The sequence below is a fragment of the Pusillimonas sp. MFBS29 genome (assembly GCF_020687695.1).
Lineage (GTDB): Bacteria > Pseudomonadota > Gammaproteobacteria > Burkholderiales > Burkholderiaceae_B > Pusillimonas_C.
This window is the reverse complement of the sequence record NZ_JAJEWL010000002.1, coordinates 389,170-404,802: the sequence shown is the minus strand read 5'-3', so window position 1 is coordinate 404,802 and position 15,633 is coordinate 389,170. Positions and strand designations below refer to the sequence as shown.

The following is a 15,633-nucleotide window of genomic DNA, read 5'->3' as shown; positions in this document are numbered from 1 at the left end:
GCCGCTTGATGCAACCCGACAGGTTGCTCCAATACTTTAATAAGGTTGTTTTGCATGCGTATCGTTATAGCGCCAGATTCATTTAAAGAGTGCCTGAGTGCGGCAGAGGTTGCTGAAGCTGTTGCCGATGGGGTTCGTGAGGTATTGCCGGCCGCAGAGATTATTTGCGTTCCCATGGCCGATGGCGGCGAAGGCTCGCTCGATGCCGTTCTGGCTGCAACGGGTGGGCAGGAACGATGGCTCGATGTCGTCGATGCCAATGGCCGTGCGTGCCAGGCCAACTGGGGCTGGCTCGGCGACGGTAAGGCGTTCATAGAGATGGCGGCGGCAGCGGGGCTCGAACAGATTGCCCCGTTGGAGCGTCAGCCTTTGCAGGCCAGCAGCTACGGCGTCGGCCAGTTGGTTCAGGCGGCGGTCCAGGCAGGGGCCAGGCATATCGTTCTGGGATTGGGGGGCAGTGCAACCAATGATGCCGGCGCCGGTTTGCTGCAGGCTCTCGGTGTGCGCCTGCTCGATGCGCAAGGTCATGAGTTGCCTCGAGGTGGCGCAGCATTGCGTCAGCTTGACCGCGTTGTGCTTGATGGCGTCGATGCGCGGCTAAAAGACGTGCAATTTGAAATCGCTGTCGATGTCGATAACCCCTTGTGCGGCTTGCGTGGTGCTTCGGCGATATTCGGGCCACAAAAAGGCGCGTCGGCCGAAGACGTGGCCGTTCTCGACGATGCGTTGTCACATTTTGCCGACGTCTGTGCAAGGCAGTTCGCTGTGGATCACCGCAATATTCCCGGCATGGGTGCTGCCGGCGGACTGGGTTTTGCTGTGAAAACCTGCTTTAACGCCTCGTTCCGGCCGGGTGTGGAGCTGGTGGCAGAGCTGTCCGGCCTGGCTGCGGCCGTGGAAGGGGCGGATCTGGTCTTCACCGGCGAAGGACGTATGGATGCGCAAACCTTGCTGGGCAAGACGCCGGCGGGTGTAGCCCGATACGCCAGCCGTAACGGTATTCCGGTAATTGCGCTGGTTGGTTCACTGGGTGACGGTTACGAAGCCCTATACCAGGCAGGCATTACCGCCGCCTTTAGCCTCGCTCCGGGGCCGGTGTCACTCGAGCAGGCCTATGCGCATGCTGCGCAATATCTGCGTCAGCGCGCCGGCGACTGCACGCGTGCTTGGCTGGCAGGATCAAAAGCTGTCTTAAGGTAATCAACCAGAGCCCGTACGGCCAGCGGCACATAGGCGCTATAGGGCCGGATGGCGTATATGGCATCACCAAATACGCCGACGGGCTTCCAGCCCGGCAGCAGGTGCACCAGCCGGCCGGCATCCACCTCGGACTGTGCGGTGAAATCGGGTAGCAAGGCTATGCCTTGGCCGGCCAGCACCAGCTCGCGCAGGGCTTCGCTGTTGTTGGCACAAAAATTGCCTTTGATTGCTACGCTATGACGCTCGTTCTCGCGCCTTATCGGCGCGAAACTCCAGGCGGGTGCTGCTGCCGAGCGCAGGTAATACAGGCAATTATGAGCGGCAAGATCCTGGGGCTTTTTGGGATGACCGTGTTGTTGCAGGTATTCGGGGGTTGCCACAAGCAGGGTGGTTGAGGTTTGCAACAGCCATGCCACGTGTGTATCGGGTACGTGTCCGGTGTGCCGTATGGCAAGGTCAAAGCCCTCGCGTGCCAAAGAGCTTATGTGGTCCGACAGTTCGATTTCCACGCGTACATCGGGATGGTTCCGCAGAAAGCCGTCCATCATGGGCATGATTATCTGTCTGCCCAGCGCGACCGGTGCCGTTACGCGCACGACACCGCGCGGCCTGTTTGCCAGGTCACGTATGCTGTCGAAGCCCTGTTCAATTTCCAGAAACGCCTGGCGTGTGCTTTCGACGAGTGCCTGACCGGCTTCGGTAAGCCTCACGCTGCGGGTAGTGCGCTGTACGAGTGCCACTCCCGATACCTGTTCCAGCTCGGCAATGCGCAGGCTGACTGCACCCTTGCTGACGCCCAGTCGCCGGGCCGCAGCCGTATAGCTGCCGGTGGTGCCCAACATGCCCAGCCAGTAGATATGTGACCACATCAGCTCATTTTTCTGTTCTTTCAATTGGGTGACTCCCGATGGTCATGGCGCGCAGAAATGGATTCCGGTCGCCTGTCATGCTTATTGTCTATTAAATTAAACAATGTATCCAGTGATATGGTCTTGTTGACCGGGCCCTGGGTGCCTATACTTTTTCTGTCAGAAATCCAATTTCCGGAGACCTTCATGAAAGATCAAAATCAGGCGACAAGCACACTGAGCGCACAGGCTGCCTACACGGATGGCGCAGACGTCGTCAACTTCATCAATGGGCAAACCGTTGCCAGCAATGGCACGCGCAAGCAGGATGTTTTCAATCCGTCTACCGGTGTTGCTACCCGCAAGGTCGTGCTGTCGACGCTGGATGACCTGAATGCTGCGGTGGCCGCAGCAGCTGCGGCCGCACCCGCCTGGGCAGATACGCCGCCGGTCAAGCGTGCGCGGGTCATGAACAAATTCCTGCAACTGATGAACCAGCATACCGATGAACTGGCTGCGATGATCACGTCAGAGCACGGCAAAGTGTTCACGGACGCGCAAGGTGAAGTCGCGCGTGGCATTGATGTGATCGAATTTGCCTGCGGCATTCCCCAATTGCTGAAAGGCGACTACACCGAGCAGGTGGCCAATGGCATAGACAACTGGACCATGCGTCAGCCGCTGGGCGTTGTCGCCGGCATCACTCCGTTTAATTTTCCCTGCATGGTGCCATGCTGGATGTTTCCCATGGCCATTGCGGCCGGTAACGCCTTTATCCTGAAGCCCAGCGAGCGTGACCCGAGCGTGTCGCTGCTGATGGCCAGGCTTTTCAAGGAAGCAGGCTTGCCCGACGGCGTGTTCAACGTTGTTCAGGGTGACAAGGTAGTGGTTGACGGCTTGCTCGAGCATCCCGATGTCGCAGCAGTCAGCTTTGTGGGTTCTACGCCGATCGCCCAGTACATTTACGAGCGCGGTGCACACTTTGGCAAACGTGTTCAAGCGCTTGGTGGTGCCAAGAATCACATGATCATCATGCCGGATGCCGATATCGAACGCACCATAGACGCATTGGTCGGTGCAGCCTACGGCTCGGCCGGCGAGCGTTGCATGGCGATTTCCGTGGCTGTACTGGTTGGCGACGTTGGCAAGAAGATATTGCCGGCCCTGCAAGAGCGCGCCAAAACCCTGAAGATCAAGGATGGCATGTACCTGGATGCTGAAATGGGTCCCGTGGTAACCGACGAGGCCAGGAAACGCATCGAAGGCTATATTGCCCTGGGTGTGGAAGAGGGTGCCGATCTGCTGGTTGACGGGCGCGACTATACGGTCGAAGGCCACGAACAAGGCTTTTATGTCGGCGGTACGCTGTTCGATAACGTTACGCCCGATATGCGCATCTACAAGGAAGAGATCTTCGGACCCGTCCTGGCATGCGTTCATGTGCCAGATCTGGGAGCTGCGGTTGATCTGATCAATCGTCACGAGTTTGGTAACGGCGTGTCGTGCTTTACCAGCGATGGTCATACCGCACGCGAATTCGCACGGCGTATCCAGGTAGGTATGGTGGGCGTGAACGTGCCTATTCCGGTGCCGATGTCGTGGCACGGTTTCGGCGGATGGAAGCGCAGCCTGTTCGGTGACACGCATTCCTATGGTGAAGAAGGTGTGCGTTTCTACACCAAGCAGAAATCCATCATGCAGCGCTGGCCAGAGAACATCAGCAAGGGCAACGAGTTCATCATGCCCACCATGTAGTCTGCCTGAAGAAAGTAGTACAGTGTAAGGTGCCGCCGCGCCCCATGCATGCTCGACGCTGCATGGGGCGCGGCGCTTGAGCCACCTTCAACAAGTCGAGAACACCGCATGAGTCGCCCTCTACGTCTGGCAATCAATGGTTATGGCCGAATAGGCCGTTGCGTACTGCGAGCGCTGTATGAATCGCCGCTCAAAGATTATTTCCAGGTTGTGGCCATCAACGAGCCGGCCGACCTGGCCAGCATGGTGTACTTGTCGCAGTTCGATTCCACCCACGGTATTTTTCCGGGCAAGGTCGAGCAGGGTGAGAACGGCCTGGTGGTGAATGGGCATCCGATACAGGTCACCCATGAAACCGAACCTGAAGCCATAGACTGGCCTGCGCTTGATATAGATTTGCTGCTGGAGTGTTCAGGCCATTACGGCTCTCGCGAGCAACTGCAGCGATTCATTGATGCGGGATGCCCCAGAGTGCTGGTTTCACATCCGGGCAACAGCGCACAGGATGTTGATTGCACTGTGGTTTATGGCATTAATCACCATGATCTGACAGGCGAGGAAATCATCGTTTCCAGTGCGTCCTGCACCACCAACGCCATTGTGCCCATACTTGCCGAGCTGGACTCCGCCTTTGGGGTCGATCACGCATTTCTGACCACACTGCACTCGGTCATGAATGATCAGCCCATGATAGATGGTTACCATCATTCAGACCTGCGCCGGACGCGTTCGGCCATGCAGTCCATTATTCCGGTGGCAACCGGGCTGGCGCAAGGCGTAGAGCGGTTGCTGCCGCAACTGAGAGGCAAGGTGCAGGCCAAGGCAATTCGCGTGCCCATATTGAACGTTTCGGCTATAGATCTGATGCTCAAGTTGCAAAGCGATGTGCCGGCAACAGCGCTCAATGCAACGCTGCTGGCGGCAACGCAACGCTATCAGGGCTTGCTCGATTATTCCGATCATCCGCATGCGTCGGTCGATTTCAACCATAACGTGCATTCGGCGATTATCGATGCGAGCCAGACACGTACCAATGGAGATGGTTTCGCCAACCTGTTCATATGGTTCGATAATGAATGGGGCTTTGCCAATCGCATGCTGGACGTGGCGCAAGTATGGTCGGCCAGGCTGCAGCAAGTGCAGACCATTTCTTTGTAAAGACCTTTCACAGGAGCAGCGGCAATGACAAACAGAATTGAATCTGACTCCATGGGCGAGATTGCCGTACCGGCAGCCCATTACTGGGGCGCCCAGACGCAACGTTCCATCCAGAATTTCCCCATAGGCGTCGGGCGATTTACCTGGCAGCCTCCTGTGATTACCGCACTGGGCATACTCAAGAAAGCAGCCGCACAGGCGAACGCAGAGCTGGGCGAGCTGCCGGCCGATATTGCCGCTCTTATTGTGCAGGCCGCCGACGAAGTCATCGAGGGCAAACTGAATGACGAGTTTCCGCTGGTGGTGTTCCAGACCGGCTCGGGAACGCAATCGAACATGAATGCCAACGAAGTTATTTCGAACCGCGCCATCGAGCTGGCCGGTGGCAAGATGGGTTCCAAGCAGCCTGTGCATCCGAACGACCACGTCAATCGAGGTCAATCATCGAATGACACCTTTCCGACTGCCATGCATATTGCCGTCGCCCAGCAGCTTGAGCAAAGGCTTTTCCCTGCTGCAGGCACATTGCGCAGCACATTGGCGGCAAAGTCCGAGGCCTACGACAATGTGGTCAAGACGGGACGTACCCATTTGCAGGATGCAACGCCGATCACGCTGGGGCAGGAAATTGGAGCGTGGGTGGCGCAGATAGATTTTGCGCTGGATGCCGTGCAATCCGATCTTCCGGGCATTTTCGATCTGGCCATAGGTGGCACCGCCGTGGGTACGGGCCTGAATGCCCATCCCCGTTTTGGCGATACCGCAGCAGGATACATCGCGCAGATTACCGGACTGCCGTTTCGTTCGGCAGAAAACAAGTTTTTTGCGCTGTCTGCGCATGATGCGTTGGTAAATCTATCGGCCTCGTTACGTACGCTTGCGGGCGCCCTCATGAAAATGGCCAACGATGTACGTTGGCTGGCCAGCGGCCCACGCTGCGGCATAGGCGAGCTGAACATACCCGACAACGAGCCGGGTTCGTCGATCATGCCGGGCAAGGTCAATCCTACCCAGTGCGAGGCCATGACCATGGTCTGCGTGCAGGTGTTCGGTAACGATGCTGCCACGGCTTTTGCCGGATCCCAGGGTAATTTTCAGCTCAATGTGTACAAGCCGGTTATGGTGCACAACGTGCTGGAAAGCATTGCTTTGCTTGCCGATGCCTGCCTGGCTTTCAACGACCATTGCGCCGTCGGCATAGAGCCGAACACCGGGCGGATCGCAGACAATCTTGAAAAGAATCTCATGCTGGTCACGGCATTGAACCGGCATATAGGCTACGACAAGGCGGCAGCCATTGCCAAGAAGGCACAAAAGGAAAACATCACCCTGCGTGAGTCGGCACTCGCGCTGGGTTACGTCAGCGCTGAGCAGTACGACGACTGGATCCAGCCTCTGGCCATGACGCATACGGGCTGAAATCATGAGCAAATCCGTACATATCAAGCGGGCTTACGAGCCGGCTGCCACGTCCGACGGCTATCGCGTGCTGGTTGATCGGCTCTGGCCACGAGGTGTCAGCAAAGAGGATCTGCCCTACGACGAGTGGTGCAAGGATCTTGCCCCTAGTCCGGCCTTGCGTAAATGGTTTGGGCACAAGGTGGAAAACTGGGACCAGTTTCGCGACAGCTATGAAAGTGAACTACGTGACCCGGAGCAGCGAGAACGCTTGCACGCCCTGATCGCATCGGCAAAGGGCAAGCGCATTACGCTGATCTATGGGGCCAGGGATCCAGACCATAATCACGCCCTCATTCTTGCCGCCGAGCTAGAGGGTCTATACTGAGACGGTGTCCTTGAGCGCTTGTTGCCCTTTGCCGGCAAGGTCGGTGCAGGCGTAACGCCACACGGAGGCCGAACATGAACAGAACACGAATTGCGTGGTTCGTCAGTATTATTTTCCTGGCTGCCCTGGCTTTGGGTGCCTTGGCTCCGGCCAGGGCAAATGCGCAATCGCCGACCGTCACTATTCTTCATGTCGACGGCATCATCAGCCCCGCAACCGCAGATTTCATCACACGTGGCATGCGCGAGGCGATCGATAACGGTTCGAAGCTGGTGCTTATCGAGCTGGATACTCCCGGTGGGCTTGATTCCTCGATGCGCACCATTATCCGCCAGATACTGGCATCTCCGATTCCCGTCGCGACCTTTGTGGGCCCAAGCGGAGCCCGCGCCGCCAGCGCCGGCACTTTCATTCTATATGCCAGCCATATTGCCGCAATGACACCGGCCAGCAATCTTGGTGCAGCAACACCGGTGGCGCTGGGTATGCCAGGCACGGATCCTCCTGACAAAAAGAACGGGCAAGACGAGGCCGGCAAGCCCGATGCCATGGCAGCCAAGGCCATCAACGACGCGTCGGCCTATATCCGCAGTCTGGCCCAGTTGCGTGGACGCAATGCCGATTTTGCCGAACAGGCCGTCAGGCAGGCCAAGAGCATGTCGGCGCAGGAAGCCCTCAAGGCCGGGGTGATTGATGTCATTGCAGGTGACGTGCCGCAGTTGCTTGAAAAGATCGATGGCCGCCAGATCAGACTGGACGGTGGCACCACCGTCACGCTGGATACCGCACAGGCAGTTGTAGACCGGGTCGAGCCTGGCTGGCGTACAAAGGTACTGGCTTTGCTGGCTAACCCTCAGGTTGCGCTGGTGCTGATGATGCTGGGTATTTATGGCCTGTTTTTCGAGTTGATGAGTCCAGGCGCAGCCTTGCCTGGTGTGGCCGGCCTGATTTGCCTGCTCCTGGCACTGTATGCCTTTCAGTTGCTGCCGGTTAATTGGGCCGGCGTGGCCCTGATAGCCGCCGGCACCGCCATGATGATCGCCGAGACCTTCCTGCCCAGTTTCGGGGCGTTGGGCATAGGCGGCATTATTGCGTTTGTTCTGGGAGGGCTCTTCCTGACTGATACCGGTATACCAGGCTTTGATCTTTCCTTGCCATTCCTGGCCGGTATGGCAGTGGTCAGCGCAGGTTTGCTGATTGCCATAGGCACCGTCGCGCTGCGGGTGCGCAAACGGGCCGTGGTAAGCGGCAGCGAAGATATGCTCGGCGCAATCGGCAGGGTTACGTTCAGCAAGAACGGCATGATTTATGCTCAGGTGCGTGGTGAAAGCTGGAAAGTACGCGGCAATGAACCTTTGTCACCAGGCGATGAAGTAAAGGTTATTGCACTGGAAGGCCTGGTTCTGCAGGTCGTGCGCAGCAGCCGGGCCGGCATCGATCGCCCGGCAGACTAGGGCCTGTTAACAGACCCGCAAGGAGAATCACATGTTTTATAGCGTGAACATAGGACTTACAGCCATTATCGTTGTTTTGCTGATTGTGGTTATCAACGCCATCAAGGTGTTGCGGGAATATCAACGCGGCGTGATCTTTACACTGGGTCGCTTCAGCAGTGTGAAAGGCCCGGGGCTGATCTTCGTCATTCCGGTGATCCAGCAGATGGTCAGAGTGGACTTGCGGGTGGTCACCATGGATGTGCCCAGTCAGGACGTTATCTCACGCGATAACGTGTCAGTTAAGGTGAATGCGGTGGTGTATTTCCGTGTGGTGGCCCCGGATAAGGCCATCATCCAGGTCGAGCGCTATCTGGATGCCACCAGTCAGCTGGCTCAGACCACGCTGCGAGCCGTACTTGGCAAGCATGAGCTCGATGAAATGCTGTCCGAACGCGAGAAACTCAACATCGATGTGCAGCAGATTCTTGATGCACAAACCGACTCCTGGGGCATCAAGGTTACGAACGTCGAGATCAAGCATATAGACTTGAACGAGAACATGGTGCGTGCGATAGCTCGTCAGGCCGAGGCTGAGCGTGAGCGGCGTGCCAAGGTGATACATGCCGAAGGCGAGAAGCAGGCAGCGCAGGCCTTGATGGAAGCTGCCGAAATATTGGCGACCCAGCCGTCAGCCATGCAGCTGCGTTATCTGCAAACCCTTACCCAGGTGGCCGGCGATAAAAGCTCAACGCTGGTATTTCCGGTTCCAGTCGACCTGCTCAAGGGTTTGCTCGACAACAAGCCTGGCCCATAGCAGGCCTGCGCATGCGGGCCAATATAATGTCGGTCTGGACTTTTCCAGTTTGATTCGGGAGTACAAAGTATGCAATTGGGAATGGTGGGCCTGGGCCGCATGGGCAGCAATATGGTGCAGCGCCTGTTGGCCAGAGATCACGAGTGTGTGGTGTACGACAGCCAGCCACAAGCGCTGGAAGCCGCTGCCGCGCACGGAGCTCAGGCTTTTTCCGATCTGTCGGGATTTGTTCAGGCCTTGGCCAGGCCCAGGGCAGTGTGGCTGATGGTACCTGCCGCTGTGGTCGACAGCGTTCTGGAAACGCTTACGCCGCTGCTCGACGAGGGTGACATCGTCATTGATGGCGGTAATTCCGCTTATCACGATGACATCCGGCGTGCCGGCCAACTGACGGAGCTTGGTCTGCATTACATGGACGTAGGTACCAGTGGCGGGGTTGCCGGGCTGGAGCGAGGCTATTGTCTGATGATAGGTGGAGAGGTCGCCACCTACCAGCATCTGGAGCCCATTTTTGCTGCGTTGGCGCCAGGCGCTGATGCGGCTGAGCCCACGCCGGGGCGCACCACGCAAAGCAGCGCCGATCAGGGTTACCTGCATTGCGGCCCGCACGGGGCGGGGCATTTCGTAAAAATGATACACAACGGTATCGAGTACGGCATTATGGCTGCCTATGCGGAAGGGCTCAATATTCTGCATAACGGGAACATAGGCAAGCAGGAACGCAAGATAGACGCGGAAACAACGCCGCTGCGCAACCCGGAGCACTATCAGTATGATTTCGACCTGCCCGAAATCACCGAGCTTTGGCGTCGGGGCAGTGTGGTCGGCTCATGGCTGCTTGACCTGACTGCACAAGCTCTGCAGAAAGACCCGAAACTCAATGGCTACGCAGGGCGTGTATCCGATTCGGGCGAGGGGCGCTGGGCTTTGGCGGCAGCCATTGATCAAGGTGTGCCGACACCTGTTCTTAGTGCGGCGCTGTTCTCGCGATTCGAATCGCGCGGCAATGCTGATTATGCCAACCGGGTGCTGTCGGCCATGCGCAAGCAATTTGGTGGCCATGCAGAGCAAGGCAAAGGGCAAGGCTGAATGAAAAAAGATCAGACACTCACTCCGTTTTCCAGGCGGGCATTGATGCTCGCAGCCTTATGTTTCTCGTGGGCAGGTACTTCGGCACTTGCCCAGGAGAAGCCCGGGCAAGTGCCGGCCGCAAAGGAAAGCAAGGTGGTTGTTCAGGAACTGGCGACAGGGCTGGAATATCCCTGGGCGCTGGCATTCCTGCCCGATGCTGCAGGCATGCTGATCACCGAGAGGCCAGGCCAACTGCGCTTGTGGCGTGAGTCCACCGGACTGTCTGACCCGATCGAGGGCGTGCCGAAGGTCTACAGTCGTTCGCAGGGTGGTTTGCTCGACATCGCCCTGGCACCTGATTTTTCACAGAGCCGGCGTGTTTATTTGTCTTACGCAGAAGCCGGAGACCAGGGGCGCGCCGGCACGGCGGTAGGTTATGGCCGGTTATCCGATGATCTGCGCAAGCTCGAAGACTTTACCGTGATCTTCCGCCAGATGCCGAAGCTGTCGACGGGTGCACACTTTGGGTCACGACTGGTTTTCGACAAGCAGGGCTATTTGTTCATTGCACTGGGCGAAAATAATCAGCGTCCGACTTCGCAAGACCTGGACAAACACCAGGGCAAGGTCATACGTTTGTATCCTGACGGACGTATTCCTGCCGATAATCCTTTCGCAGGAAACGACCAGACCAGATCCGAAATCTGGTCGTACGGCCATCGCAATCAGCAAGGTGCAGCCTTGAATCCGTGGTCGGGCCAGTTATGGACTCACGAGCACGGCCCGCGTGGCGGCGATGAGATCAATATTCCGCAAGCGGGCAAAAACTATGGGTGGCCGCTGGCAACCTACGGGGTGAATTACTCCGGCCTGGCTATTCCAGAGGCCGCAGGTACACATAAGCAGGGTACCGAGCAGCCTCATCATTACTGGAAGGTGTCGCCTGCGATATCGGGTATGGCTTTCTACAATGCCGACCGTTTCCCTGCATGGCAACATTCTTTGTTCATAGGTGCTCTGAAAGCACGCGCCTTGATCAGGCTCACGCTTGAAAATGATCAAATCGTGGGTGAAGAACGACTGCTGGAAGACAGGGACGAACGCGTACGAGACGTGCGGGTAGGGCCAGATGGTTACGTTTATGTGCTGGCCGGTGCCGGCAAAGGCAAGCTGCTGAAAGTTGGGTTGCAGCAAAGGTAGGCGAAAGGGGTGCGACAGGCGCCGCACCCTGAAAATCAAGGCTTATTTCACCAGTGTCACGGGTACGTCGGTAAGGCTCAGTACCTTAGTGGCAATAGAGCCCAGCACCATGCCTGTGATCGAACCCAGGCCGCGCGTGCCCATGATGATGAAATCGCAGTTTTTGTCTTTGGCGTACTCGACAATGGTTTTGGCGACCGGGCCTACGACAACTTCGCTGTTGTAGGGCAGCCCCGACTCGTCGAGCAGCGTTTTGGCAGGAAGCATGGCATTGATGCCTTCGTCCTGGTAGTAGCTCTGGATGTCTTCCGCCGAAAAAAAGCGGGTTACATTGCCCGAAATAATTGGCGCTTGCACAGTAATAAGGTACAAGTTGGCGCCATTCATATCCTGGGCTGCTTTAATGGCGGCCTGAACAGCACGCAGTGCGGATTCGGATCCGTCTACCGGTACTAGAATGGTTTTCATGAAAATCCCCCGTTGTTAAGTAAATGGTAAATGCCCGTTGATTTTGACACAGCCGTTGCGGGCAGCTATCGTGCTGCGGCCACTTTGACTTTATATTACCGGTTTCGTCACGGGACATCATGATAATTATCAAGATTCAGGAGAGCAACGATTAAAACTCTGCATGACAAGCACAACGTTGAAACCATACTCGTAACGGTCAGCGGCCGTGTTCAGGGCGTGGGCTTTCGGATGGCTACCGTGCGCCATGCACATCTGCAGGGTGTGCGTGGCTGGGTACGTAACCTGGATGATGGCACTGTGCAAGCCCTGTTGCAAGGCCCTCACGACCACGTGGACCGCATGCTTTCGTGGTTGCATCACGGCCCCGCACAGGCTCGGGTCGATGCAGTGGAACACCAGGAACACCACACTGAACGGTATTTCGATCGCTTCGAGGCGATATAGCCCGCTGCTCAATCCCTCAGTATGGCCGCATTCGGCGGCCAGTCGCGCTCGCGTGAGAATAATTCCAGCATCTCCTCGGCGTGTATCCCGAAAGGCGCAAGCCTGGCCGCCATCCGGGCTGCGTTTTGCTGCAGTGTGTCGATATCCGGCAAAGGACCTCGCCTGGCAATGACGACCCGATTGGCATGTGTTCTCTGGCTCCGGGCCCGCAGATTGAAAAAGTCGCCGAACACGGCGGCGTAGGTGGCCGATTCCCGCGCATACATGGTGCTGACGGTAAATGAGTTGGCCACCAATACGCCGTCCGGCGCAAGAATGGCATATACCTCTTCGAAGAACTCGCGGGTAAGCAGGTGGGCAGGTATGTAGTCGGTGTCGAAGGCGTCCAGCATGACCATGTCGTACTGTTCGCCTTCCTTACGCGCCCGCTCTACAAAGGCGCGGCCGTCTTCAATGAACAAGCGCTGGCGCGGTCCTTGCCGATAGCCAAAATAGCGCTCTGCAACCCGTGCGACTGCGGGATCTATCTCGATGCTGTCTATTGTGGCATTGGGCAGTATCTTGCCCAGCGCCACCGGCAAGGTCGCGCCACCCAGTCCCACGATCAGCACATTGCGCACGTCGGGTTTGACCAGCAGCGCAGCGGTCATCATGCGGGTATAGCCAAATACCATTCTGTCAGGATCGCTTAGGTCCATGCAGGATTGCCGACCGCCGTCTTCAATGGTGTTGAAGTCCATGCAACGCAGGCCGTATTCCTCAAGCACTACCACGGGTGCATATTCGGAAGGTTCGGTATGGATGAGCCGTGTTTCCGGAGCATTTGCCCGCCAGTAGAGCAGCAGGGCACTGCAGACGGCGGCGAGCCCGCCGGCAAGCAGAAGCACGAGGGAGCGTCGACGCATCGGAATTTTCACCATAGCAGGCATTATCCATTATGTTGTACCGGGTGTAATCTGCTACTATTTTTTTACATTTTGATAATCCGTAAATGCTGGCACAGGGCAAACAATTGCTACGGTGCCAAGGCCCCCAGGCAATACTCGTGAGAAACACCATGCGCTTAGCCAAACTGCCACGCCGCCGCCTGCTCCTGACTGGTGTTGCATTTGCCGGGCTTGTTACTGCAGGCGCAGCCGCTGCCTGGCTGAACTGGCCTTCGCAGCAAGTTGCTACAGAGCCTGTCGTTATTCTGGGCGATGGTGTGAACACGCCTGAAGGTATGGCATGGGTGCCGGGCGGTGTCTTCCTGATGGGCAGTGACAGCAAGCTGGCTCAGGCCAATGAACGCCCAACCCACCCGGTCAAAGTACATGGGTTCTGGATGGACGTCACCCACATCACCAACGATCAGTTCGCCCGTTTCGTGGAAGAAACCGGGTATGTCACCACGGCCGAGCAAAAGCCAGACTGGGAAACCATACGTGTGCAATTGCCGCCAGGCATACCCAAGCCGCCCGACAGCGTACTGCTGCCTGGTGCGATGGTTTTCGTGGGTACCGATAAGCCCGTCGACCTTACCGACTATTCGCAGTGGTGGCGTTATGTGCCGGGTGCCAGCTGGCGTCACCCGCAAGGCCCTGGCAGTTCGATAGAAGGCAAGGGCGATCATCCGGTCGTGCAAGTCAGCTATGTCGATGTACAGGCTTATGCAAAATGGGCGGGCAAGCGTCTGCCCACGGAAGCCGAGTGGGAATACGCTGCACGTGGCGGCCTGGAGCAGGCCACCTACACATGGGGCAATGAACTGACACCAGACGGACAGATGCTGGCAAATTACTGGGATACCGCACAGCAGGCGTTTCCGGTGGTCAGCCCCAAGGCCGGAGGCGCCATCGGTACAGTATCGGCGGGAACATTCCCTCCAAATGGTTACGGCCTGCATGACATGACAGGAAACGCCTGGCAATGGGTGGCCGACTGGTACAGATTCGACTATTTCGCCATGCAGGCAAGCAAGGGCAAGAAACCGATAGACAATCCGCAAGGTCCGGCCGAGTCATTTGATCCCAGTGAGCCCGGCGTACCGGTTGGTGCTCCCAAGCGTGTCATACGGGGCGGATCGTTCCTGTGCAATGAATCGTATTGTCTGTCGTACCGGCCCAGCGCCAGGCGCAGTTCGGATCCTTACAGTCCGATGTCACACCTGGGTTTCAGGCTGGTTCAGGATACTCCTGTGATCAGGTAGCCGACGCCATTCCGTACAAACTGGCAATTGGATCGGCTAACGGGGCTTATTGAATCATTTGATTGATTTCAATAATCGGCATCATCACGGCCAGCACAATGAGCAGGACGATTCCTCCCATGACCAATATCATCAGCGGTTCGAGCAGGGCCGTCATGGTCATGGCGCGGCGTTCCAGTTCTGCGGAAAGTGTTCTCGCCGCGCGCTCCAGCATGGCGGGCAGTTCACCAGTGCGTTCGCCGCTGCCAATCAGATGTATCAGCAGGGGAGGGAAGATTTTTTGTGCCGCAAGGGCCGGAGCCAGGGGACTGCCTTCACGCACATGCCGCGTGGCCTCGTCGACGGCCAGGCGCAGCTTGTCATTGCCCAGGGTTCTCCGAGAAGCCTCGAGCGCCGCCAGCAATGGCACGCCGCTGCTGGTCAGTATGCCCAGCGTTGCCGCATATCGCGCCGTATTCACGCCCAGCACATAGCGTCCCAGCAAAGGCAGACGCAGCACACGTGCATGCCAGGCCAGGCGCGCATCGGGATTGCGCAAGCGCCAGCGCCACAAGGCAAATGCCAGTACCATGATCATGGCGGTGAGCATGCCCCAGTCTTGCACGAACCCGCTGGCTGCGAGCATCATGCGGGTCAGCAGGGGAAGGGTCTGATGAGTCTGGTTGAACGCGCCCACTACCTGCGGGACGACATAGCTCAGCAGAAAAATCACAATGCCTATGGAAACTACCGAAACGATAATGGGGTAGATGAAAGCGGTGAGAATCTTGTTGCGCAAGGCCCCCCGGTTCTCAATGTAGTCAGCCAGCTTTTCCATTACCTGAGATAAGTCGCCGGATTGCTCACCGGCATCCACCAGCGCGCGATAGATGGGCGGGAAGTCACGAGGTCGTGCCGCCAGTGCCTCACCCAGACGGTGTCCTGCACGAATGTCAGCCCTGACGGCCGCGAGCGCGTGGGCAACGTGCTGTCGCTCGGCCTGCTCCAGGGTGGCGCTCAATGCCGCTTCCAGGGGCAGGCGTGCGGCGAGCAAGCTGGCCAGTTGGCGCGTAAGCCAACCCAGGTCTGCATCGCTGATGCGCTTGCTTCTGAACAGTTGGTCGCCCTTGCTGCGTCCTCCGGTATCCTTCAACGACAAGGGCAACAAACCGCGAGTGCGCAATATTTGCCTTGCATTGCGTTCGGTATCCGCATCCACCAGACCACGCTCCACGTGTCCGGCGGCGTTTGAGGCTTCGTATTGATAGGTAGGCATCGGCTTC

The 15,633-nt window shown here is 57.6% G+C and carries 15 protein-coding genes; 11 read left to right on the top strand and 4 right to left on the bottom strand.

All coding sequences use genetic code 11. The features are described 5' to 3' along the window. Positions 1–54: 54 nt before the first annotated feature. Positions 55–1,200 carry a glycerate kinase gene (locus LKR43_RS04555; RefSeq protein WP_227682672.1) on the top strand — a complete coding sequence of 382 codons (1,146 nt, stop codon included), beginning with the start codon at positions 55–57 and terminating at the stop codon, positions 1,198–1,200. On the opposite strand, the gene LKR43_RS04550 is transcribed toward LKR43_RS04555, so the two are convergent. Continuing rightward, positions 1,140–2,093: a LysR family transcriptional regulator gene (locus tag LKR43_RS04550; protein WP_227682671.1), complete on the bottom strand. Its 954-nt coding sequence runs from the start codon at positions 2,091–2,093 to the stop codon at positions 1,140–1,142. The two genes, LKR43_RS04555 and LKR43_RS04550, sit on opposite strands and share 61 nt — an antisense overlap. A 162-nt stretch (positions 2,094–2,255) precedes the next feature. Between LKR43_RS04550 and LKR43_RS04545 the strand changes: the two genes are divergently transcribed. The 8 genes from LKR43_RS04545 (at position 2,256) to LKR43_RS04510 (ending at position 11,268) form a co-directional block, all read left to right on the top strand. Beyond that, positions 2,256–3,803, top strand: a complete 1,548-nt coding sequence (locus tag LKR43_RS04545) for a CoA-acylating methylmalonate-semialdehyde dehydrogenase (RefSeq protein ID WP_227682670.1) — start codon at positions 2,256–2,258, stop codon at positions 3,801–3,803. 108 nt (positions 3,804–3,911) lie between these two features. Further along, entirely contained in the window at positions 3,912–4,961 is a 1,050-nt protein-coding gene (locus tag LKR43_RS04540; RefSeq protein ID WP_227682669.1) for a type I glyceraldehyde-3-phosphate dehydrogenase, read from the top strand. Positions 4,962–4,985: 24 nt separating this feature from the next. Further along, positions 4,986–6,380, top strand: a complete 1,395-nt coding sequence (gene fumC, locus LKR43_RS04535) for a class II fumarate hydratase (protein WP_227682668.1) — start codon at positions 4,986–4,988, stop codon at positions 6,378–6,380. 4 nt (positions 6,381–6,384) lie between these two features. Next, positions 6,385–6,747 (top strand): DUF488 domain-containing protein, encoded by a 363-nt coding sequence (locus LKR43_RS04530; protein ID WP_227682667.1) that lies wholly within the window; start codon positions 6,385–6,387, stop codon positions 6,745–6,747. Positions 6,748–6,821: 74 nt separating this feature from the next. Beyond that, the gene (locus tag LKR43_RS04525) at positions 6,822–8,201 is read left to right on the top strand and encodes a nodulation protein NfeD (protein WP_227682666.1); all 1,380 of its coding nucleotides are present in this window, start codon (positions 6,822–6,824) and stop codon (positions 8,199–8,201) included. A 31-nt stretch (positions 8,202–8,232) separates the two neighbouring features. Next, a complete protein-coding gene (locus LKR43_RS04520) occupies positions 8,233–8,997 on the top strand; it encodes a slipin family protein (protein ID WP_227682665.1) in 765 nt (254 codons plus the stop codon). Positions 8,998–9,066: 69 nt separating this feature from the next. Beyond that, the gene (gnd, locus tag LKR43_RS04515; RefSeq protein ID WP_227682664.1) at positions 9,067–10,086 is read left to right on the top strand and encodes a phosphogluconate dehydrogenase (NAD(+)-dependent, decarboxylating); all 1,020 of its coding nucleotides are present in this window, start codon (positions 9,067–9,069) and stop codon (positions 10,084–10,086) included. After that, positions 10,087–11,268 (top strand): PQQ-dependent sugar dehydrogenase, encoded by a 1,182-nt coding sequence (locus LKR43_RS04510; protein WP_305080616.1) that lies wholly within the window; start codon positions 10,087–10,089, stop codon positions 11,266–11,268. It abuts the gene before it with no gap. Positions 11,269–11,310: 42 nt separating this feature from the next. On the opposite strand, the gene LKR43_RS04505 is transcribed toward LKR43_RS04510, so the two are convergent. After that, positions 11,311–11,736, bottom strand: a complete 426-nt coding sequence (locus tag LKR43_RS04505; RefSeq protein ID WP_227682663.1) for a universal stress protein — start codon at positions 11,734–11,736, stop codon at positions 11,311–11,313. Positions 11,737–11,895: 159 nt separating this feature from the next. On the opposite strand from LKR43_RS04505, the gene LKR43_RS04500 reads away from it, so the two are divergent. Beyond that, positions 11,896–12,183 carry an acylphosphatase gene (locus tag LKR43_RS04500; RefSeq protein ID WP_255675966.1) on the top strand — a complete coding sequence of 96 codons (288 nt, stop codon included), beginning with the start codon at positions 11,896–11,898 and terminating at the stop codon, positions 12,181–12,183. Between the two features lie 8 nt (positions 12,184–12,191). Here the strand turns inward: LKR43_RS04500 and LKR43_RS04495 are convergent, their stop codons facing one another. Then, complete coding sequence (locus tag LKR43_RS04495) at positions 12,192–13,088, bottom strand: spermidine synthase (RefSeq protein WP_227682662.1); 897 nt, start codon at positions 13,086–13,088, stop codon at positions 12,192–12,194. A gap of 152 nt (positions 13,089–13,240) precedes the next feature. On the opposite strand from LKR43_RS04495, the gene LKR43_RS04490 reads away from it, so the two are divergent. Next, on the top strand, positions 13,241–14,371 hold the full coding sequence (locus tag LKR43_RS04490; RefSeq protein WP_227682661.1) for a formylglycine-generating enzyme family protein: 1,131 nt from the start codon (positions 13,241–13,243) through the stop codon (positions 14,369–14,371). Between the two features lie 46 nt (positions 14,372–14,417). Here the strand turns inward: LKR43_RS04490 and gspF are convergent, their stop codons facing one another. Beyond that, positions 14,418–15,626 (bottom strand): type II secretion system inner membrane protein GspF, encoded by a 1,209-nt coding sequence (gene gspF, locus LKR43_RS04485; RefSeq protein WP_227682660.1) that lies wholly within the window; start codon positions 15,624–15,626, stop codon positions 14,418–14,420. Positions 15,627–15,633 lie beyond the last annotated feature (7 nt).